General features: G+C 67.9%; 21 protein-coding genes. 14 read left to right on the top strand and 7 right to left on the bottom strand.

The window, feature by feature from the left end; translation table 11 throughout:
• Positions 1 to 145 precede the first annotated feature (145 nt).
• The 8 genes from QRN34_RS10810 to dnaE all read left to right on the top strand — a co-directional run bounded on the left by QRN34_RS10810 (position 146) and on the right by dnaE (position 8156).
• Positions 146 to 601 (top strand): hypothetical protein, encoded by a 456-nt coding sequence (locus QRN34_RS10810; protein WP_285404412.1) that lies wholly within the window; start codon positions 146 to 148, stop codon positions 599 to 601.
• Between the two features lie 131 nt (positions 602 to 732).
• Positions 733 to 1314: an RNA polymerase sigma factor gene (locus QRN34_RS10805; RefSeq protein WP_285404410.1), complete on the top strand. Its 582-nt coding sequence runs from the start codon at positions 733 to 735 to the stop codon at positions 1312 to 1314.
• Positions 1311 to 1691, top strand: coding sequence for a hypothetical protein (locus QRN34_RS10800; protein ID WP_285404409.1), 381 nt, complete (start codon positions 1311 to 1313; stop codon positions 1689 to 1691). Before QRN34_RS10805 ends, QRN34_RS10800 begins: the two co-directional genes overlap by 4 nt.
• Before the next feature lie 5 nt (positions 1692 to 1696).
• Positions 1697 to 2275, top strand: coding sequence for a DUF3106 domain-containing protein (locus QRN34_RS10795; RefSeq protein ID WP_285404407.1), 579 nt, complete (start codon positions 1697 to 1699; stop codon positions 2273 to 2275).
• A gap of 58 nt (positions 2276 to 2333) precedes the next feature.
• Positions 2334 to 2906: a nitroreductase gene (locus QRN34_RS10790; protein ID WP_285404406.1), complete on the top strand. Its 573-nt coding sequence runs from the start codon at positions 2334 to 2336 to the stop codon at positions 2904 to 2906.
• The gene (locus tag QRN34_RS10785) at positions 2903 to 3793 is read left to right on the top strand and encodes a 5'-3' exonuclease H3TH domain-containing protein (RefSeq protein WP_285404404.1); all 891 of its coding nucleotides are present in this window, start codon (positions 2903 to 2905) and stop codon (positions 3791 to 3793) included. The genes QRN34_RS10790 and QRN34_RS10785 overlap by 4 nt, the downstream gene beginning before the upstream one ends.
• 90 nt (positions 3794 to 3883) lie before the next feature.
• On the top strand, positions 3884 to 4468 hold the full coding sequence (locus QRN34_RS10780; protein WP_285404402.1) for an NUDIX hydrolase: 585 nt from the start codon (positions 3884 to 3886) through the stop codon (positions 4466 to 4468).
• A gap of 142 nt (positions 4469 to 4610) precedes the next feature.
• Positions 4611 to 8156: a DNA polymerase III subunit alpha gene (gene dnaE, locus QRN34_RS10775; protein ID WP_285404399.1), complete on the top strand. Its 3546-nt coding sequence runs from the start codon at positions 4611 to 4613 to the stop codon at positions 8154 to 8156.
• A gap of 48 nt (positions 8157 to 8204) precedes the next feature.
• Here dnaE and QRN34_RS10770 read toward each other — a convergent pair whose 3' ends face one another.
• Positions 8205 to 8945: a hypothetical protein gene (locus tag QRN34_RS10770; protein ID WP_285404396.1), complete on the bottom strand. Its 741-nt coding sequence runs from the start codon at positions 8943 to 8945 to the stop codon at positions 8205 to 8207.
• 258 nt (positions 8946 to 9203) lie between these two features.
• Here QRN34_RS10770 and QRN34_RS10765 point away from each other — a divergent pair, with 258 nt between their 5' ends.
• Both QRN34_RS10765 and tilS read left to right on the top strand, forming a co-directional pair.
• Positions 9204 to 10163 (top strand): acetyl-CoA carboxylase carboxyltransferase subunit alpha, encoded by a 960-nt coding sequence (locus tag QRN34_RS10765; RefSeq protein WP_285404394.1) that lies wholly within the window; start codon positions 9204 to 9206, stop codon positions 10161 to 10163.
• A gap of 30 nt (positions 10164 to 10193) precedes the next feature.
• Positions 10194 to 11489: a tRNA lysidine(34) synthetase TilS gene (tilS, locus tag QRN34_RS10760; RefSeq protein ID WP_285404392.1), complete on the top strand. Its 1296-nt coding sequence runs from the start codon at positions 10194 to 10196 to the stop codon at positions 11487 to 11489.
• Positions 11490 to 11501: 12 nt separating this feature from the next.
• On the opposite strand, the gene QRN34_RS10755 is transcribed toward tilS, so the two are convergent.
• The gene (locus QRN34_RS10755) at positions 11502 to 12143 is read right to left on the bottom strand and encodes a hypothetical protein (RefSeq protein ID WP_285404391.1); all 642 of its coding nucleotides are present in this window, start codon (positions 12141 to 12143) and stop codon (positions 11502 to 11504) included.
• A gap of 202 nt (positions 12144 to 12345) precedes the next feature.
• Here QRN34_RS10755 and QRN34_RS10750 point away from each other — a divergent pair, with 202 nt between their 5' ends.
• Positions 12346 to 12606, top strand: a complete 261-nt coding sequence (locus QRN34_RS10750; RefSeq protein ID WP_285404390.1) for an exodeoxyribonuclease VII small subunit — start codon at positions 12346 to 12348, stop codon at positions 12604 to 12606.
• A gap of 1 nt (position 12607) precedes the next feature.
• A complete protein-coding gene (ispA, locus tag QRN34_RS10745; RefSeq protein WP_285404588.1) occupies positions 12608 to 13492 on the top strand; it encodes a (2E,6E)-farnesyl diphosphate synthase in 885 nt (294 codons plus the stop codon).
• A 303-nt stretch (positions 13493 to 13795) separates the two neighbouring features.
• Here the strand turns inward: ispA and QRN34_RS10740 are convergent, their stop codons facing one another.
• The gene (locus tag QRN34_RS10740; protein ID WP_285404388.1) at positions 13796 to 14224 is read right to left on the bottom strand and encodes a DUF4870 domain-containing protein; all 429 of its coding nucleotides are present in this window, start codon (positions 14222 to 14224) and stop codon (positions 13796 to 13798) included.
• Between the two features lie 104 nt (positions 14225 to 14328).
• Entirely contained in the window at positions 14329 to 15678 is a 1350-nt protein-coding gene (gene pmbA / locus QRN34_RS10735; RefSeq protein ID WP_285404386.1) for a metalloprotease PmbA, read from the bottom strand.
• Between the two features lie 124 nt (positions 15679 to 15802).
• Between pmbA and QRN34_RS10730 the strand changes: the two genes are divergently transcribed.
• The gene (locus QRN34_RS10730; RefSeq protein ID WP_285404384.1) at positions 15803 to 16051 is read left to right on the top strand and encodes a DUF1653 domain-containing protein; all 249 of its coding nucleotides are present in this window, start codon (positions 15803 to 15805) and stop codon (positions 16049 to 16051) included.
• Positions 16048 to 16605 (top strand): ribosome biogenesis factor YjgA, encoded by a 558-nt coding sequence (gene yjgA / locus QRN34_RS10725; protein WP_285404382.1) that lies wholly within the window; start codon positions 16048 to 16050, stop codon positions 16603 to 16605. The genes QRN34_RS10730 and yjgA overlap by 4 nt, the downstream gene beginning before the upstream one ends.
• 65 nt (positions 16606 to 16670) lie before the next feature.
• Here the strand turns inward: yjgA and tldD are convergent, their stop codons facing one another.
• Genes tldD through QRN34_RS10710 form a run of 3 tightly spaced genes read right to left on the bottom strand, consistent with a single transcriptional unit; the run spans position 16671 to position 18821 of the window.
• Positions 16671 to 18113, bottom strand: a complete 1443-nt coding sequence (gene tldD / locus QRN34_RS10720) for a metalloprotease TldD (RefSeq protein WP_285404380.1) — start codon at positions 18111 to 18113, stop codon at positions 16671 to 16673.
• Positions 18114 to 18167: 54 nt separating this feature from the next.
• A complete protein-coding gene (locus QRN34_RS10715) occupies positions 18168 to 18533 on the bottom strand; it encodes a HigA family addiction module antitoxin (protein WP_285404378.1) in 366 nt (121 codons plus the stop codon).
• A gap of 9 nt (positions 18534 to 18542) precedes the next feature.
• The gene (locus tag QRN34_RS10710) at positions 18543 to 18821 is read right to left on the bottom strand and encodes a type II toxin-antitoxin system RelE/ParE family toxin (protein WP_285404375.1); all 279 of its coding nucleotides are present in this window, start codon (positions 18819 to 18821) and stop codon (positions 18543 to 18545) included.
• Between the last annotated feature and the right edge of the window lie 107 nt (positions 18822 to 18928).

Here is an 18928-nt window from a genome sequence, read left to right as displayed (position 1 = left end):
GCGCCGCCGCGCGAGGCGAAGGTAGGCATCCACCGGGATAGGTCGGGGCGCCGGAGGCAGGGCTCAAGAGCGGGCGCCGGCCTGCCCCGCTATGATGGCTTCCTTTTGCCCTACCCGGATGCCATGCGCGACACGACCCCCATCCATGCAGGCTGAGCGCCCGGGTATCGCCGGATTCCTCTTCGGCGTGCTCTGCGCGGCCATGTTCGGCCTGGCCGCCGGCGCGGTGTGGATGCTGCCCTCCATGATGTTCGGCCGGGCACTGCCGGCCCTGGCCCTGCCCGTTGGCTGGGTGCTGGGCGTGGTGGTACGACGCTGGCTGCATGTTCGTGGCCCGGCCGGCGCCCTGCTCGCTGCGGGCGCCACCCTGCTGGCGGCGGCGTACACGGCCTGCCTGGTCGCCGCCGCGACCATCTCCGGCATGATGGGCATCGGCTTCGGCCAGGCCATCGCGGATGCGGGTCCGGGCATGTTGCTGGCCCTGGGCCGCCTTGCCCAGGGGCCGGGACAACTGGCGCTCTACCTGGCCGGCGCACTGCTGGCCGCGCTGACCGCCTGGCCGCTGCAACGCCGGATCGAACGGCGCCGCCGGCTTTCATAGGCGGTAAATCCACCGACGGCGACTATCCCGCGGTGGACGACCGTCAACCGGCGGTCGATGACCGCGTTTACCGGAGTGAACCTGGCGGTATGGAGCACGAGGATGCGAACAAAGACGACGCGGAGAAGCCCGTGAACGCTTCGCTCGCCCTCGACGGCGCCTCGCTGGCGGATGTGCGCGAGGTGCCGGCCAGCATGGATGCGTTCCTCGCCGGCATCGAGCGTCGCGCCTGGCGCATGGCGGAGATTCATCTGGGCAACCGCGACGATGCCATGGACGCGGTGCAGGACGCGATGCTGCGCCTGGTCCGCCATTATTCGGCCAAGCCCGCCGGCGAGTGGACACCCCTGTTCTGGGGCATCCTGCGCCGCCGGATCGTCGACCTGCAGCGACGCCGAAAGGTGCGCTCGATCGTCGTCGGCTGGATCGGTGGCGGCCGGGACGACGATGGCGACGAACTGCCCCAGTGGGAACCGGCGGACGACGCCCCGGATCCCTCGGCCCGGCTGCAGGACACGCAGGCCTACGGCGACATCGTGACCGCGGTGCGCGGGCTGCCGCGCCGCCAGCGTGAAGCGTTCACGCTGCGCATCCTGGAAGGCCTGGACGTGGCCGAGACGGCGGCGGCGATGGGCTGCTCGGACGGCAGCGTGAAAACCCACCTTTCGCGCGCGATGCATGCGCTGCGCGACCAACTGGAGGCTTGGCGATGAGCCAGCACGATCGATCCCTCGAACGTCGCGCACGGGAACTCTACCTGCGCGCCAGCCGCGACGTGGACCCGTCCACGGCGGGCCGGCTGCGCGCGGCGCGCCGGACGGCGCTGGCCGATCCGCATCCCTCGGTGGCGCGTCGCCTGCTACTGCCCGCCGGCGCCTTCGCCGTGGTGGCGCTGGCCTCGCTGATGATCTGGCAGCCGCAGCCACGCGTCGCGCCGGCCGACAGCACAGCCGCCATGTCGTCGCGCGACGCGGCACCCAACGACCTGCCGCCGGATGCCGACATCGCCGACCCCGCGCTGTACAAGGACATGCAGTTCTACAGCTGGCTCGCTTATAACGACGCCCCCTCGTCTTCGTCCCGCAAGTGACCGCCATGCGCCGCCTTCCGCTCCTGCTCGCCCTATGCTTCGCCGGCGCCGCACCTTTTGCGGCCACCGCGCAGGACACGCCCCCGCCGGGCGATACGGCGCCGCTGCCCCCGCCGCGCCCGTGGAGCGCGCTGTCCGCGGACGAAAAGGACATCCTTGCCCCGCTGGCCCGCGACTGGGATACCTTCCCGCCGCAGCGCCAGTCGCGGATGCTGGAGAAAGCCCAACGCTGGCGCGGTCTGCCGGCCGATCGTCGCGCCGAGATCCGCGATCGTATCGAGCGCTGGCAGCACATGACCCCGGAAGAGCGTGCCGAGGCGCGCAAGAACCAGCAGAAATTCCAGGACCTGTCGCCGGAGCAGCGCGCACGCCTGCATGACGCCTTCGAGCGCTTCAACAACCTGGGTCCCGACCAGCGCCGCGCGCTGATCGACAAGTGGCGCAATCTCACACCCGAGCAGCGCCGCGACGCGGTGGACCGGATCGGCCCGAACGACATCGTGCCGCCGCCCCCGCCCCACGGTGGCCCGGGCGGTCCCGATGGCCCGGACGGCCATCGCCCGCCTCCGCCGCCGGGTAACTGAGACGGCGGCGACGCAGCCTGTCGCGGCAGGCGAGACCACGCTCCGTTAAACTGGCGCCATGACCGACCCTACCCTGGCTAGCCTCAACGACCGCCGCTCGGTGCCCTCGCGCCAGCTCGGCGAACCCGCCCCCGACGACGCCACGCTGCGCCGCCTCCTCGAGGCCGCCATCCGCGTGCCGGATCACGGCAAGCTCGAGCCCTTCCGCATCCGCGTGCTGCGCGGCGAGGACAAGCTCGCCTTCGGCCGCAAGCTGGCGAAGCTGGCCCTGGACGCCAACCCCGACCTTTCCGACGCGAAGCAGGAAAAGGAACGCCGCCGCTATGAGTACGCGCCGCTGGTGCTCGTGGTTTCCGCCCGTATCGACACCGAGAGCAAGGTGCCCGAACTGGAGCAGGACCTCACCGCCGGCTGCGTCGCCTACAACATCCTTCTCGGTGCCCAGGCCCTGGGCTTCGGTGCGCAATGGCTGTCCGGCTGGGCGGCGTACGACCGCGCCGTGGCCAAGCTGCTGGGCATGAAGAAGAACGAGCACATCGTCGGCTTCATCCACGTCGGCACGCCCACGATGGACGCACCCGAGCGCGATCGCCCGTCGTACGACGACATCGTGAGCGTGTGGTCGCCGTGAGTTCCGATTCGCTCGTCCACCTGGTCGACGGCAGCCTGTACGTCTTCCGTGCGTGGCATTCCATGCCGGACGAGTTCCACGACCACGAGGGCGAATCGGTCAACGCGGTGCACGGCTTCACCCGTTTCCTCTGCGAACTTCTCGAACGCAGCCGCGCGGAACACATCGCCGTGGCCTTCGACGCGTCGCTGACCACCTCGTTCCGCAACGCGATCTACCCCGCGTACAAGGCCAACCGCGACCTGCCGCCACCGCAGCTGGTGCGCCAGTTCGGGCTGTGCCGCGAGGTCTCCGCCGCGTTGGGCCTCACCGTGCTGAACGACCACCAGTACGAGGCCGACGACCTGATCGGCAGTGCGCTGTGGGGCCTGCGTTCGCACGGCTTCCGTGGCGTCATCGTGTCGGCCGACAAGGACTTCGGCCAACTGCTGGGCGAGCACGACGAGCAATGGGACTTCGCCAAGAACCTGCGCTGGGGTCCCACCGGCGTGTTCGACAAGCTCGGCGTGCATCCGCACCAGGTGGCCGATTACCTCGCGCTGTGCGGCGACGCCGTGGACAACATCCCCGGCGTACCCGGCATCGGCGCGAAAACCGCCGCCGCCCTGCTCGCCCATTTCGGCAGCCTCGACGCCATCCTCGATCGCGTCGACGAGGTGCCCTACCTGCGCTTCCGCGGCGCGGCCGCCTGCGCCGTGCGCCTGCGCGAGCACGCCGACCAGGCCCTGCTGTGCCGCCGGCTGACCCGCATCGCCCTGGATATCGCCGTGGCGGAGACGGCCGATGCGCTGAGCCGGCGCCGGGGCGAGGCCGATACCCTCGACGAACTCTGCGAGCGCCTGCGCTTCGGGCCGCTGACGCGTTCGCGCCTGCGTGCGCTGATCTAGCCCCATCGCCTGATCCCGCTCCATCGCTAACGTCACGTGGTCCGATATACCCTTGGCCGGATAGTCACCTGCCCATCCAAGGAGCCCGCCATGCCGACCAGCCCGCTGCCCCACGCCTCGCCCGTTCCCGCCGACGCCAGCGAGCCGGAAGAGGTCCTGCACAAGGCGAAGTGGCTGACCCTGAAGCGGCGCGGACGCTGGGAATACGCCGAACGGAACAACCCGGGCGGCGCCGTGATCATTCTCGCGGTCACGCCGGACGACAAGGTCGTGTTCGTCGAGCAGTACCGCGTGTCGATCCTGAAGAACACCATCGAGATGCCGGCCGGCCTGGTTGGCGACCTGGCCGGCGCCGAGGACGAGGACGTGCTGTTGGCCGCCCGCCGTGAACTCGAAGAAGAAACCGGCTATGCCTGCGGCCGCATCGAGTTCGTCCACGACGGCCCGTCGTCGGCAGGCATGAGCACCGAGATGATCGCCTTCGCCCGCGCCTGGGACCTGGAACGCGTCGGCAAGGGCGGCGGCGACGAGACGGAAAACATCATCGTGCACGAAGTGCCGCGCGCCGAGGCCGGCAAGTGGCTGTTCGACCGCGCGAAGGAGGGCTTCTCCATCGACGCCAAGCTGTTCGCGGGCCTCTGGTTCATCGAGCATCCGGAAGCCCACATGCGCTGAGGCCGGCACGCCGGGAGGGTCGGCCCGGCGTAAAGCCGCCAGCCGCCCCGTGGCGCCGTTTCCGGGGCCGCGGGGGAAAGTCAATTCTTGTCCCAACCCCCTGTCCCGGTTAGCCTTCCCTCTGCATCACCCGGCGCCGCCCATGTCCGTCCGTTTCGCCCATCTGCACCTGCACAGCGAATATTCGCTGGTCGACTCGACCATCCGCATCAAGCAGCTGGTCGCGGCCTGCGTACGCACGGGCATGCCCGCCGTCGCGCTGACGGACGAGAACAACATGTTCGGGCTGGTGAAGTTCTACAAGCAGTGCATGGCCGCCGGCGTCAAGCCGATCGCCGGCTGCGACGTGTGGATAGCCAGCCCCGACGATCCGCGGCCCTGGCGGCTCACCCTCATCTGCCAGGATCGCGACGGCTACCTCAACCTGTCCCGGCTGGTCTCCCGCGCCTGGCGCGAAGGCCAGGGCACGGGCCGCGCCCTGGTCGATGCGGCGTGGATGCACCCGGAAAGCGTCCGTGGCCTGATCGCCATCGCCGGCCGCGAGAGCGATGTCGCGCGCGTGGCGCTGACCGCCGGCCTGCCCGCCGCCACACTGCGCCTGGCGTTCCTGCAACGTCTGTTTCCCGACCGCCTCTACCTCGAGCTGACCCGCACGGGTCGCGAGAACGAAGAGAACTGGGTGCGCGCCGCCATGAAGCTGGCCGGCGACCACGAACTGCCGGTGCTCGCCAGCAACGATGTGCGCTTCCTGGAGCGCGAGGGTTTCGATTCGCACGAAGCGCGCACCTGCATCAACCAGGGCCGTGTGCTGGCCGATCCGAAACGGCCCAAGGACTACAGCGAAGAGCAATACTTCAAGTCGCCCGACGACATGGAGGCCTTGTTCGCCGACATCCCCGAAGCGCTCGAGAACACCATCGAGCTGGTCAAGCGCTGCAACCTGGTCCTGGAATTCGGCACGTACTACCTGCCCGACTTTCCCGTGCCCGAGGGCCATACGCTCGACACCTTCATCCGCGCGCAGGCGCAGAAAGGGCTGGACGAGCGACTCGAGCAGCACCCGCTGACGGCCGGCAATACTCGCGAGGACTACCAGGCGCGACTGGACCGCGAAGTCGACGTCATCATCGGCATGGGCTTCCCCGGCTACTTCCTGATCGTGGCCGACTTCATCGGCTGGGCAAAGGACAACGGCATTCCCGTAGGCCCCGGTCGCGGTTCCGGTGCGGGCTCGCTGGTGGCCTGGGTGCTGAAGATCACCGACCTGGACCCGCTCCAGTTCGAGCTGCTGTTCGAGCGTTTCCTCAACCCCGAACGCGTGTCGATGCCCGACTTCGACATCGACTTCTGCATGGATCGCCGCGACGAGGTGATCGACTACGTCTCGCGCAAGTACGGCCGCGACCACGTCAGCCAGATCATCACCTACGGCTCGATGGCGGCCAAGGCCGTGCTGCGCGATTCCGGCCGCGTGCTGGGCATGGGTTACAGCCAGGTGGATCGCCTGGCCAAGCTGATCCCCAACCGCCCGCTCGACCTCACCCTGGGCGATGCGCTCGGCCGCACGGAAAAATCGAAGAAAGAGCCCGACCGCATCGTCAGGGAGTTCTGCGATGTCTACGAGCAGGAAGAAGAACCGCGCCAGCTGATCGACCTGGCACTCAGCCTCGAAGGCCTCACCCGTAACGCCGGCAAGCATGCCGGTGGCGTGGTGATCGCACCCACGCCGCTGACCGATTTCGCCCCGCTGTATTGCGAAGCCAGCGGCGAAGGCGTCGTCACGCAGTACGACAAGGACGACGTGGAAGCGGTGGGCCTGGTCAAGTTCGACTTCCTCGGCCTGCGCACGCTCACCATCATCGATTGGGCCGTGAAGGCCATCAACAAGCGCCGGGCGAAGGAAGGCACCGAGCCGCTGGTGATCGAGTCGCTGCCGCTGGACGATCCGAAGGTCTACGACCTGCTGAAGAAGGCGCAAACGGTCGCGGTGTTCCAGCTCGAGTCGCGTGGCATGCAGGGCATGCTCAAGGACGCGCAGGCCGACCGTTTCGAGGACATCATCGCGCTGGTGGCGCTGTACCGCCCCGGCCCGATGGATCTCATCCCCAGCTTCTGCGCGCGCAAGCACGGTCGCGAATCGGTGGATTACCCCGATCCGCGTGTCGAGCCGATCCTGAAAGAGACCTACGGCATCATGGTCTACCAGGAGCAGGTGATGCAGATGGCGCAGATCGTCGGCGGTTACACGCTCGGCGGTGCCGACCTGCTGCGTCGCGCCATGGGCAAGAAAAAAGCCGAGGAGATGGTCAAGCACCGCGCGACGTTCCGCGACGGTGCGGCCAAGGACGGGATCGAGGGCCACAAGGCCGACGCGATCTTCGACCTCATGGAAAAATTCGCGGGCTACGGCTTCAACAAGTCGCATGCCGCCGCCTATGCGCTGGTCTCCTACCAGACCGCCTGGCTGAAGGCGCACTACCCGGCCGAGTTCATGGCCGCGACCATCTCCTCGGACATGGACAACACCGAGAAGGCGGTGACCTTCCTCGACGAGACGCGCGCCATCGGCATCCAGGTGCTGCCGCCCGACGTCAACGCCTCCGACTGGATGTTCGAAGCCGTCGAACCCCGCGTGGTCCGTTACGGCCTGGGCGCCATCAAAGGCGTGGGCCAGGGCATCTGCGAGGAGATCGTCGCCGAGCGCCGGGCGAAGGGGCCGTTCCGCGGCCTGGTCGATTTCTGCCAGCGGGTTGGCTCCAACAAGCTCAACAAGCGCACGATGGAAGCCCTGGTGCAGTCCGGCGCGCTGGATGCCCTGGGCGAGAACCGCGCCACCCTGGTCAAGCACATTCCCGAGGCCATGCGCGCCGCCGACCAGGAAGCGAAGAACCGCGCCTCCGGCCAGGTCGACATCTTCGGCAACGCCTTCGGCGCGGCCGAGGCGCCCAGCATCATCGAGCTGTCCGGCTCGGTGCCGGAGTGGCCGCTGGAACAGCTGCTGCAGGGCGAGCACGACACCCTCGGCCATTACCTCTCGGGCCACCCCACCGACCCGTGGAAGGCGGAGCTGGCCCAACTGGGCAGCTGCCCCATCGGCGAAATTCCCCAGCGCTACCAGCCACCCAAACCGCGACGCAACGACGACGACGAGAACGCCAATCGCTTCCGCCGCGGGCCGGATACGCCCTGGGTGGTCGCCGGCATGGTGGTCGGCATGCGCAAGCGCGGCGAGAGCGACGCCTTCGTGCAGATCGAAGACGCCACCGGCATGCTGGAGACCAGCTTCTTCCGCGAGGTGTTCACCGATGCAGCCTCGCTGCTGACCCGTGGCAGCATGATCGTGGTCGAGGGCGGCCTGCGCATCGACGACTTCGCCGGCGGTTACCAGCTGCGTGCGCGCAAGGCCTATGCGCTGTCCGACGCCATGGAACACTTCGGCCGCCTGCTTACGATCAAGCTCAACGGAGTGGGTCCGGAGTTCCACCAGCACCTGCGCCAGGCGCTGATGGGCTATCGCGGCGGGCGCACTCCATTGATGCTGGCCGGCTACCGCAACGCGGACGGCCAGGCCAGCTTCGAACTGGGCGAAGCGTGGCGGGTTCGCGCCCTGCCCGACCTGGTACGCACGCTGCGCGCGCTGCCGGGCGTGCTGGGCACGGAGCTGCGCATCGTACGACCGTCGGACTGACGGACGGCCGCGCATGGTTTCCGTGGGGCGCGACCTCGCCGTGCCTGCTCAGTCGTCGAACATGAAGCTCGTCTTCTCGAGCAACTCCACCTTCTCCACCACCAGCGGCACGTCGCCTTCCGCCTCGATCGATACACCCAACTGGTCGAACGACGTGTTCGCCGGCACGGTCAGCGTGGCGGTGTAGGTAGCCGGCTGGTATTCCGAGGCCACCTGCCGGTCATGGAAAACCTGCGGCACGCGTTCCGCGGCGGTATCGGCAGCGACCAGGGTCAACGCCATGGCCACCGGCCCCTCGGTCGGGCCGACGATCCGCCCACCAGATCGGGTGGCATGGGGCGCATACGTGACCCGCACCGAATAGGCCACCTCATGCCCCTGAGTGCCGTCGAATGCCTTGACCGGAAGCCACTGGTAGATCGCGCCCTGCTTCGGCGTCAGCACCATGCCAGGCTTGCCGTGGATCTCGTCGCGATAAGCGGGACGGCCGTCACCGACGAAATGCCAGGGCTTGAGATGCTCGACCGCGTCGTGCAGCTCGCGCGGCAGGCCCACCCACGTGAAGGTGGGTTCCCACGGGTGCCAGTGCTTGCCCGTCTCGGCCCCCCGCGGCGCATCGAGGCCCCGGAAGTCACCGTTGGGTACCGGTACCAGGCAGGCGGGCACATAGGCATTGGGGGGCAGCGGTGCGTCGCACGCCGGCACGTCGAACGCGTCGTGTCCGGCCGCGGCCAGGGAGAGGAAAGCGGCGGCCACGGCTAGCCGACGCAGGGGGAAGCATGTATGCATGGGAGAATCCTTTCCAAGTAAGGGACTGCCTGCACGTCTTCGACGAATACCGGAACGAGAGGCATGCCGCGGACTACGCCGTCCGCAGGGCGATTGAAGCAGAGCCGACAGGGAGAAAGGCCAGGACTGGGCGAGTAGCCCCTTGCGCCTACAGACATTTAGGCCAGATCCGAAGCGCCAGCCCATCCATACCCGTGCGCACACGCCCCGGCCCGGCACTGGGTATAATCAGCGGTCCTGTCCGGATGCTCCGTATTCATGAATCCCAACTTCCTTGATTTCGAACAACCCATTGCCGAGCTGGAAGCGAAGATCGAAGAACTTCGGCACGCCAGCAGCGGCCAGGCGTTCAACATCGACGAGGAAGTGGGCCGCCTGCGCGAGAAGCTGAAGATCAAGACCGCCGAGATCTTCCGCAACCTCACGCCATGGCAGGTCAGCCAGGTGTCGCGCCACCCGGCGCGCCCGTACACCCTCGATTACATCCAGGCCATGTGCGAGGAGTTCCACGAGCTCAAGGGCGACCGCATGTTCGCGGACGACCAGGCCATCGTGGGTGGCCTCGCCCGCATCAACGGCCGCTCGGTCATGATCGTCGGCCACCAGAAGGGGCGCGATACCAAGTCCAAGGTCAAGCGCAACTTCGGCATGCCGCGCCCCGAGGGTTACCGCAAGGCGTTGCGCCTGTTCAAGATGGCCGAGCGATTCGATATCCCCGTGCTCACCTTCATCGACACGGCCGGCGCCTGGCCGGGCATCAACGCGGAAGAGCGCGGCCAGTCGGAAGCCATCGCCCGCAACCTGCTCGAGATGGCCGAGTTGCGTGTGCCGATCGTCTGCACCGTCACCGGCGAAGGCGGTTCCGGTGGCGCGCTGGCCATCGGCGTCGGCGACCGCACGCTCATGCTGCAGTACTCCACCTACTCGGTGATCACGCCCGAAGGCTGCGCCTCCATCCTGTGGAAAAGCGCCGACAAGGCCAAGGATGCCGCCGAGGTCATGGGCCTGACCGCACCGCGCCTGCTCGAGAACGGGCTGATCGACAAGGTGGTGCGCGAGCCGCTCGGCGGTGCCCACCGCAACCCGCAGGCCATGGCGGTGCGCCTGAAGGCCGTGCTGCTCAACGAGCTCGACGCGCTGCAAAGCCTGCCGATCGACACCCTGCTCGAGAACCGTTACAAGCGCCTGCGCGGTTATGGTGCCTTCACCGAAGGGTGATCGCCATGCGGTGCGGCCGGGGGGTGCGCCATGAGCCACTCCCTGACCGACCACCTGGCCCAGGCCCTCGACACCGCGCCCGGCGTATCGCTGGTGGTCGCCTACAGTGGCGGCCCCGACTCCACCGCCCTGTTGCACGCCCTGGCCAGCCACATGCCACGCCCGGCGCTGCGCGCACTCCACGTCGACCATGGCTTGCACGCCGACAGCGGTGCCTGGGCGTCGCATTGCCGACGCACCGGTGACGCGCTCGGTGTGCCCGTCGAGGTGGCCCGCGTCACGGTGGACCTCAGCCAGGGCGAGGGCATCGAAGCCGCCGCGCGGCGGGCACGCCACACGGCGTTCGCTGCGGCGCTGCGTCCCGGCGAGCGCATCGTGCTTGCCCACCATCGGGACGACCAGGTCGAGACCGTACTGCTGAAACTGCTGCGCGGCGCGGGGCCCGAAGGCCTGGCCGGCATGCGCAGCCTGCGTCCGCTGGGCGCCGGCATGCTCTGGCGGCCCCTGCTCGACCTGCCCCGGGCGATCCTGCTCGAGCACGTGTCCGCGCATGCGCTGGCCACGCTACACGACCCTTCCAACGACGACCCGCTGATTGCCCGCGGTTATCTCCGCGCCACGGTGGTGCCGGCGCTGCTCGCGCGCTGGCCGCAGGCCGCCACCAGCATCGCCCACAGCGCGCGGCTTTGCCTGGCCGCCGCCGACACCCTGCGCGATGCGTGGATGGACGCCCTGGCCGGCCTGCATCGGGGCGAGGGCACGCTGGACGCCCGCGGTTGGCTCGCGCTTCCCCTCGCGTGGCGGGCGCCGTCGCTCGAGCACTGGCTGCACGCCCGCGGACTTTCCGCGCCGACCACGGCGCAACGCGAGCAACTGGAACGACAGATCCGCGAAGGGGGCGCCGAACGACTGCCCCTGGTGGGCTGGCGCCATACCGAGGTGCGGGTCTGGCGAGGCCGCTTGTGGGCCATGCGCCGGTTGCCGGCGTTCGACCCGGAGTGGTCGGCCGCCTGGCAGGGCGAGCCGCTCAACCTTCCCGGGGGTGGCCGCCTCACGCTGGACGGGACACGACTGGCCCAGCCGCTGCAGGTGCGCTATCGCGCTGGCGGCGAAACCCTGCGGCCACAGGGCGATCGACACACCCGCGAGCTTCGCGACCTGTTCCAGCAGGGAGCCGTACCACCCTGGCGGCGGCCACGCATGCCGTTGCTATGGGCCGACCGCGAGCTGGTAGCCGTCGGCACCCGCTGGATCAGCGAGCGGGGCCGACGGCTTTTCGACGACGCAGGCGCTACCCCGGTGTGGGACGAGGACACCGGCGCCTGAGCCGACGCGTGGTTACTTGCGGTCGCGCACGCTAACCGACACGTCGTCCACGTAGGCGGCCAGCCCCTGCGACGCATCGTCACCGCGGATCACCTCGATCGCCAGGCGAGCATGCTCGGGAAGGTCGCGTGCCGGATGCCGCATGACGTGTACGTAATCGCTACCGTCGGTTGTCACTTCGCCGTGCGTCACGTTACCGATCGTCTGGCCGTCGGCGTCGATGAAACGAGCGCGGTAAAGCAGCGTGACCGGCGCATTGCCGTCGGAGCTCACACGGAAACGGGTGATGTACGTGGCTTCGCGGCCACCGGCACCACCGGGATTGCGGGGGAGCGCCACGACCTGGCTGATGCCGGTCTCGGCCTGGCGTAGTAGCGCCGCATAGCCCTCACCGTCGCGGTCCGGGCCCACGAGGTTGAGCCCGTGGGTCGAGCTGGCCCAGTCGGAGCCAAGCCAGTCGCCCATCACGCCCAGCTCGAAATCCGCGTTGCGCACGGGCAACAGGCAGGCCTGCGGCGTCGCCGTCTGCGTGAAGGTTTCCGGGCAGGCGGGAAGGCCGGACGTATCGCCCCAGTCGGCCGCGGATGCCGTGCCGGCACCGACCAGGAGCAGGCCGGCGACAGCCAGGCGGGGGAAAGACAGCAGTGACGTCATGATGAATCCTTTCATCGGTGGGAGGAGGGATGGTGCGGGTGCCCCCGCACAGGCATTCAACCACGCGCCCCGAGGGCTGCCAGCCCCTACTGGCGGATACGCTTGGAACACTGACGCCAAGTCGCGTCATTGCCCTACTTTATGCCGTGGGCGACATCGGCCGAGATTGATCCAGAAGGCCATGTGAGCTAGTTTTGCGGCCATGCCGAAGTCGTCCGCCCCCGCCGTTACCACCTCCTCGATCGCCGAGTTCGAGCATTCCCTGGACGAGCTCGAGCAACTGGTCACCCGGATGGAAGGTGGCGAGCTCAGCCTGGACGAGTCGCTGAAGTCCTTCGAACGCGGCATCGGCCTCTACCGGCATTGCCAGACGGCGCTGGAACAGGCCGAACTGCGCGTGCGCCTGCTGCTCGACCCCGCCACTCCCGAAACGTCCGAACCCTTTGATTCCCGCATCGACTGACCTGCCCGCGCCGCTGAAGGTGCTGGCCGGCCGTGCCGACGACGCGCTCGCGCGTGCGTTGCCGGCCGCCGACCTCGCTCCCGTCGAGCTGCATCGCGCCATGCGCTATGCCGTGCTCGGCGGCGGTAAACGCCTGCGTCCGCTGCTGGTCTACGCCGCCGGCCATGCGCTGGGCTGTGACGATGGCATTCTCGACGCGCCCGCGTGCGCGGTGGAAATCATCCACGCGTATTCGCTGGTGCACGACGACCTGCCTGCGATGGATGACGACGACCTGCGCCGCGGCCGACCCACGTGCCATATCGCGTTTGGCGAGGCCATGGCGATCCTGGCGGGCGACGCCCTGCAGGCACTGGCCTTCGAGATCCTGTCCACGCCCTATACAGCCGACGACGATGCATCCGCACGCATCGCCATGCTCCGCACCCTGGGCGCCGCCTGTGGCGCCGAGGGCATGGCGGGCGGCCAGGCCTTCGATCTCTCGGCCGTTGGCACGACGCTGTCGCTCGAGGAACTGGAGCGCATGCACGCCTACAAGACCGGCGCACTGATCCGCGCGTCCGTGCGCCTGGGCGCGTTGGCCGCCGGCTGCCGGGACGACACCGTGCTGGACCGGCTGGACCGTTACGGCCACGCCGTGGGCCTCGCCTTCCAGGTACGCGACGACATCCTGGATATCGAAGGCGAGTCGGCAATCATCGGCAAGACGGCCGGCAAGGATGCCGCCGCGGACAAACCCACCTTCCCGTCGATCATCGGCCTGGATGCCTCGCGCACCCGGCTGGTCGCACTGGTGGACGATGCCCTCGAGGCCATCGCGCCCCTCGGTCCCGGCAGCGAGTGGCTGGCCGAACTGGCCCGCTATTCCGCATACCGCGGGCATTGATCGGGCCGATCGGCGCCCCTGAAGCGCGAACACCTCCGAACCAACGTGCAGGAGCCCACGAGGTGGGCTAACCCTCGTCGTTTCCTATGGCGAAGGGTAGGAGCCCACGATGTGGGCGAACCCTCATCGTTTGCTAAATCGAATGAAGCCGAATGCAGCAACAACGATGCCTTCGTTTGGCGGTCGGGACCGCCAACACGTACGTGATGTATGGCCTCTTTCGCCGTAGCGACGGTGAGGGTTCGCGCACGTGCGTGCGCTCCTACCCCCCCCAAGGGGTAGGAGCGCACGGAGGGTCGGCGGTCAGCTGACCAGGCGCAGTGCGAAGGGATAGCGGTAGGTACCGGTCTGGCTGACCTTCACCGCGGCCACGATGCAGAAGACGATGTTGAGAATCCAAAGCACCACGTGCAGGAACGCACCGATGAGGATGATCGTCAGTATCCAGCAGATCACGTAGCCGATAAGCACGGTGATCTGGAAGTTCAGGGCTTCCTTCGACTCGGCCACGAGGTAGGCCTTGTCTGCACGATCCTTGTTGAGGAGCCACACCACCAGCGGGACGATGATGCTGAGGAGGAGGCCCGACAGATGCGTGAGCATCGCCAGGTTCTTGTCATCGTTGCTGCTCGACGTCGCGGCCGGTTCCCGGTCGTACGGCGGCGGCTCGTAGGGAGGCGGGGATGGCGGCGGCGGGGTTGACGGCGGAATCTGATCGGAAGGCGTACTCATGGCACTGCTCCGTGAGGTGTCGCCTGCACTGTCGGAGAGCGCCGTGACCCTGTCAAGCAGACTTACGGCAGGGTCGCGCGAACGACCCTGCCGGCGGGGCAACCTTATTCGCCCGCGATGGTCATGGTTTCGACCAGCCACGAGCCGGTCAGCACGTGGGAGCGGCGATCGACGTCCGCGCCCACGGCCACCAGGTTGGCATACATGTCGCGCAGGTTGGCGGCGATGGTGATCTCCTCGACGGGGTAGGCGATCTCGCCGTTCTCGACCCAGAAGCCGGAGGCCCCGCGCGAGTAATCGCCCGTGATGATCGACACGCCCTGCCCCATCACCTCGGTGACCAGCAGCCCGGTACCGAGCTTGCGCAGCATGCCGGCGAAGTCGTCGCTACCGGTGGCGACCACGAGGTTGTGCACACCGCCGGCATTGCCGGTGGATTGCAGGCCGAGCTTGCGCGCCGAGTAACTTCCCAGGATGTAACGCTGGAGCACACCGTCCACGACCAGCGACGAGTCGACGGTGGCCACGCCCTCGGCATCGAATACCGACGACGCCAGCCCGCGGGGAATGAGCGGTTTCTCATCGATGCGGAACCAGGACGGCAGGATCTGCTTGCCCGCATGGTCGAGCAGGAAGCTGGACCGGCGATACAGCGAGCCGCCGCTGATGGCGCCCAACAGATGGCCCAGCAGGCCGCGCGCCACTTCCGGGGCGAACAGTACCGGCGCCTGCCGGGTGCCCAGGCGCCGCGCGTTCAACCGGGAGAGCGTGCGCTCCGCCGCCTTGCGACCGATCTCGGCCGGATCGGTGAAGTCCTGCGCGCGCCGGGCACTGTCGTACCAGTAGTCGCGCTGCATGCCGTCGTCCTCGCCCGCGATCAACGCGACCGACAACGAATGGCGGGTACCGCGTTCGCGCCCGAGGAAGCCATGCGAGTTGGCGTAGACGGACAGGCTCTGCCCGGTATTGACGCTGGAACCGTCGGAATTGGTGATGCCGGGCACGCTGCGCCCGCCATCCTCGACGGCCTGGCCCAGGGCAATGGCGGCATCGACGTCCAGGTCCCAGGGGTGCCACAGATCGAGATCCGGAAACACCGTGGCCATGCGTCCCGCCTCGGCCAGGCCGGCGGCCGGGTCTTCCTCGGTAAACCGTGCGATGGCGCACGCCTGGTCGATCGTCGCCTGGATCGACTCGGGCTGGAGGTCGGCCGTGCTGGCCGAGCCCTTGCGCTGCCCGAAGTAGACGGTGAGCGAAAAACCGCGGTCACGCGTGTGCTCGACGGTCTCCACCTCGCCCAGGCGAACGTTGACGTTGAGGCCCACGTCGATGCTGGCGGACACCTCCGCCTGGCTGGCACCGGCGGCGCGGGCGCGTCGGATGGTGTCCTCGGCCAGGGTGGCGAGGCGGTCGAGGTCCTGCTGGCTGCTGTCGCGTGTCGAAACGAGGCTCACGTGGGGCTTCCCGAAGGGCTGGGTTAGAATGACGGGCCGCGCGCGGCCAACCCATCGTTAATGGGGGTCGCGTCACCCGATCAAAAGCAACGCAGCGCACCGTGCATGGTGCCATGGAACCGTTATGAGCATCCGTGTCGGCTATTACCGCCACTTCAAGGGCATGCCCTACCGCGTACTGGGCACCGCCCGGCACAGCGAGACGATGGAAGAACTCGTCGTCTATCAGGCCCTCTATGGCGAGCACGGCCTGTGGGTGCGCCCGGCCGCCATGTTCGCCGAAACGGTGCAGCATGAAGGCCGCGACCAACCCCGCTTCGCCTTCGAGCGCGACGCCACCGACCCGCTCGCCAGCCAGGAGACACCGGCATGAGGCCCCATGACGATCGTCCGAAGCCGGACGCGGAAGACGAGGAAGATTTCGGGCCCAGCCGCAGCGAGCGCCGCCGCAACGCGCTCGACATGCTGAAGCTGGCCGGCCAGCTGATGGATCTGCCGCCCAGCCGCATTCCCAAGCTGAAGCTGCCCGAAGACATCGTCGACGAGATCGGCCGCACGCGGAAGATCACGGCGCACATCGCGCGCAAGCGCCAGCTGGCCTACCTGGCGAAGCAGATGCGCCGCCACGGCGACGAGGCGTTCGTCGACGCACGCGCCGCCCTGGGCGAGGACCGTGACCGGCAGCGCCAGGAAGCGGCCCACATGCATCGGCTGGAAGCCGCCCGCGAAAAACTGCTTACCGGGGGCGACGAGGCCCTGGGCGAGCTGTTCGACACGCATCCGCACCTAGATCGCCAGCACGTGCGCTCCATCGTCCGGCAGGCGCGCAGCGAACGCGATGCGAACAAGCCGCTGCATGCGTTCCGCGAGATCTACCGCCTGCTGAAGGAACTGGAAGCCTCGTCCGAGGACGACGCTGCCGAGTAATGCGGTGTTTTGCGTGGCGCGCCGTGTACCGGCCGCGCCATGCAGGGTCGGTCGGCGGCCTTCTGTCAGGCCGCCGTACCGCCTACCGTCATGCCATCCACGCGGAGTGTCGGCTGGCCCACGCCGACCGGCACGCTCTGGCCATCCTTGCCGCACACGCCCACGCCTTCGTCCAGTGCCAGATCGTTGCCGATCATGGAGACACGCGTGAGCACCTCCGGCCCCGAACCCACCAGCGTCGCACCCTTCACCGGGCGCGTGACCTTGCCGTCCTCGATGAGATACGCCTCACTGGCGGAAAACACGAACTTGCCGTTGGTGATGTCGACCTGACCGCCGCCAAAGTTCACCGCGTACAGACCGCGCTTCACCGAGCGGATGATTTCTTCCGGCTCACGGTTGCCGGCGAGCATGTAGGTGTTGGTCATGCGCGGCATGGGGAGCTGCGCGAACGATTCGCGGCGACCGTTGCCCGTGGACTTCACGCCCATCAGGCGGGCGTTGAGCTTGTCCTGCATGTAGCCCTTGAGGATGCCGTTCTCGATCAGCGTGGTGCATTCGGTGGGCGTGCCTTCGTCGTCGATGCTGAGCGACCCGCGGCGACCCGGCAGCGTGCCGTCGTCTACGATGGTGACGCCCTCGGCCGCCACACGCTGGCCAATGCGGCCCGTGAACGCGGAACTGCCCTTGCGGTTGAAGTCGCCTTCCAGACCGTGGCCGATGGCTTCGTGCAACAGCACGCCCGGCCAGCCCGGCCCGAGCACCACCGTCATGCTGCCTGCGGGCGCATCGACCGCCTCGAGGTTGACCAGCGCCTGGCGCACCGCTTCGTCGGCGAACGCATGCGCCCGACCGTTCTCGATCAACTCACGGTAGCCATAGCGCCCGCCGCCGCCCGAATGACCCTGCTCGCGACGACCGCCCTGCTCCGCGATGACCTGCACGTTGAGGCGCACCAGCGGGCGCACGTCGGCCGCAAGCGTGCCGTCGGAAGCGGCGATCAATACGGTGTCCAGCGTGGCGGCCAGGCTGACGACCACCTGCTTCACCCGCGGATCGCGCGAGCGTGCATAGGCGTCGACCTCGCGCAGCAGCGCGATCTTTTCTTCGTTGGGCAGGCTTTCCACCGGGTCGATGGCCGGGTACAGGCCGCGGCCCGTGGCGATCGCCAGCGGCCGGCCCGCACCCGCGCCGCCCTGGGCGATGGCACGCGCCGCGCGCGAGGCCTCGAGCAACTGGGGCAGGACGATCTCGTCCGAATAGGAGAAGCCGGTCTTTTCGCCCGAGATGGCGCGCACACCGACACCCTGTTCGATCGAATGGCTGCCGTCCTTGACGATGCCTTCCTCCAGCACCCACGACTCGCTGCGCGAGTGCTGGAAATACAGGTCCGCCGCGTCGATCGACGGCCCCATCAGCTGGGAAAACACGCGATCCAGGTCGGTGGAAGCGAGGCCGCCGGGAGTCAGCAGGCGACGTTCGGCAAGGGAAATCAGGGAATCCATCAAGGGGCGCCGTTAGCGATGGGGGAGACCCCACAGGTGGGGCCGGATGGGGTCAGCTTAAACCCTGGAGCCACCTTTGGCAGGGGTGGGCGTCTTCCGCGCCGCCGGCCGCTTGCCAGGGACCGTCTTGGACAACTCGGACCAGGGGACGATCGCGTCGAGGGTGTCGGCCATGAGATTGCGGGTCATTTCCCGATCGTAGGTGGCCTGCAGTCCTGTCCAGAACTCATCGGACATACCGAAGAAGCGCGACAGGCGGAGCCCGGTGTCCGCCGTAATGGAGCGCTTTTCCGCAATGATCTCGCCGATGCGGGCGGCGGGTACGCCTATGGCCTTCGCCAGGCGGTACTGACTCAGGCCAAGTGGCTTCAGGAACTCTTCCAGAAGCATTTCGCCGGGGTGGGGCCACGGAACTTCACGCATGATGAGTCCTTAGTGATAGTCGACAACGGTGACTTCGTACGCATGGCCGTGCCGCCAGACGAAGCACACTCGATATTGATCGTTGACGCGAATGCTGAATTGACCGGTTCGGTCGCCTCGCAGCGGCTTGAGTCGATTCGCCGGCGGGTTTCTCAGATCGTCCAATGAGCGTGCATCGTCAAGCGCTGCAAGCTTTCGAACGAGTATTCGCTCGATCTGAATCCAGCGCCGGATGCGGACGCCCGAACGAAAGGCTTTGACATCGTCATCTCCGTACGACCTGATCATGACTAGTATCGCTTATCGATATTATCGAGACGCGATACTATTGGCAATATTCAGATCGATAGGCAGGCGGCGCCCACGAAGTCACGTCGGGATCGCACGGTCTCGAA

The organism is Luteibacter sp. ME-Dv--P-043b, from assembly GCF_030209605.1.
Taxonomy (GTDB): Bacteria; Pseudomonadota; Gammaproteobacteria; order Xanthomonadales; family Rhodanobacteraceae; genus Luteibacter.
Note: the sequence above shows the minus strand (reverse complement) of the source record. Positions and strands in the feature narration are given on the sequence as shown.

Coding starts and splice junctions, on each gene's coding strand:
- QRN34_RS10810 (WP_285404412.1), top strand. CDS start 146: ATGCAGGCTGAGCGCCCGGGTATCGCCGGATTCCTCTTCGGCGTGCTC.
- QRN34_RS10800 (WP_285404409.1), top strand. CDS start 1,311: ATGAGCCAGCACGATCGATCCCTCGAACGTCGCGCACGGGAACTCTAC.
- QRN34_RS10795 (WP_285404407.1), top strand. CDS start 1,697: ATGCGCCGCCTTCCGCTCCTGCTCGCCCTATGCTTCGCCGGCGCCGCA.
- QRN34_RS10790 (WP_285404406.1), top strand. CDS start 2,334: ATGACCGACCCTACCCTGGCTAGCCTCAACGACCGCCGCTCGGTGCCC.
- QRN34_RS10780 (WP_285404402.1), top strand. CDS start 3,884: ATGCCGACCAGCCCGCTGCCCCACGCCTCGCCCGTTCCCGCCGACGCC.
- dnaE (WP_285404399.1), top strand. CDS start 4,611: ATGTCCGTCCGTTTCGCCCATCTGCACCTGCACAGCGAATATTCGCTG.
- QRN34_RS10770 (WP_285404396.1), bottom strand. CDS start 8,945: ATGCATACATGCTTCCCCCTGCGTCGGCTAGCCGTGGCCGCCGCTTTC.
- QRN34_RS10765 (WP_285404394.1), top strand. CDS start 9,204: ATGAATCCCAACTTCCTTGATTTCGAACAACCCATTGCCGAGCTGGAA.
- tilS (WP_285404392.1), top strand. CDS start 10,194: ATGAGCCACTCCCTGACCGACCACCTGGCCCAGGCCCTCGACACCGCG.
- QRN34_RS10755 (WP_285404391.1), bottom strand. CDS start 12,143: ATGACGTCACTGCTGTCTTTCCCCCGCCTGGCTGTCGCCGGCCTGCTC.
- QRN34_RS10750 (WP_285404390.1), top strand. CDS start 12,346: ATGCCGAAGTCGTCCGCCCCCGCCGTTACCACCTCCTCGATCGCCGAG.
- QRN34_RS10740 (WP_285404388.1), bottom strand. CDS start 14,224: ATGAGTACGCCTTCCGATCAGATTCCGCCGTCAACCCCGCCGCCGCCA.
- QRN34_RS10730 (WP_285404384.1), top strand. CDS start 15,803: ATGAGCATCCGTGTCGGCTATTACCGCCACTTCAAGGGCATGCCCTAC.
- yjgA (WP_285404382.1), top strand. CDS start 16,048: ATGAGGCCCCATGACGATCGTCCGAAGCCGGACGCGGAAGACGAGGAA.
- QRN34_RS10715 (WP_285404378.1), bottom strand. CDS start 18,533: ATGCGTGAAGTTCCGTGGCCCCACCCCGGCGAAATGCTTCTGGAAGAG.
- QRN34_RS10710 (WP_285404375.1), bottom strand. CDS start 18,821: ATGATCAGGTCGTACGGAGATGACGATGTCAAAGCCTTTCGTTCGGGC.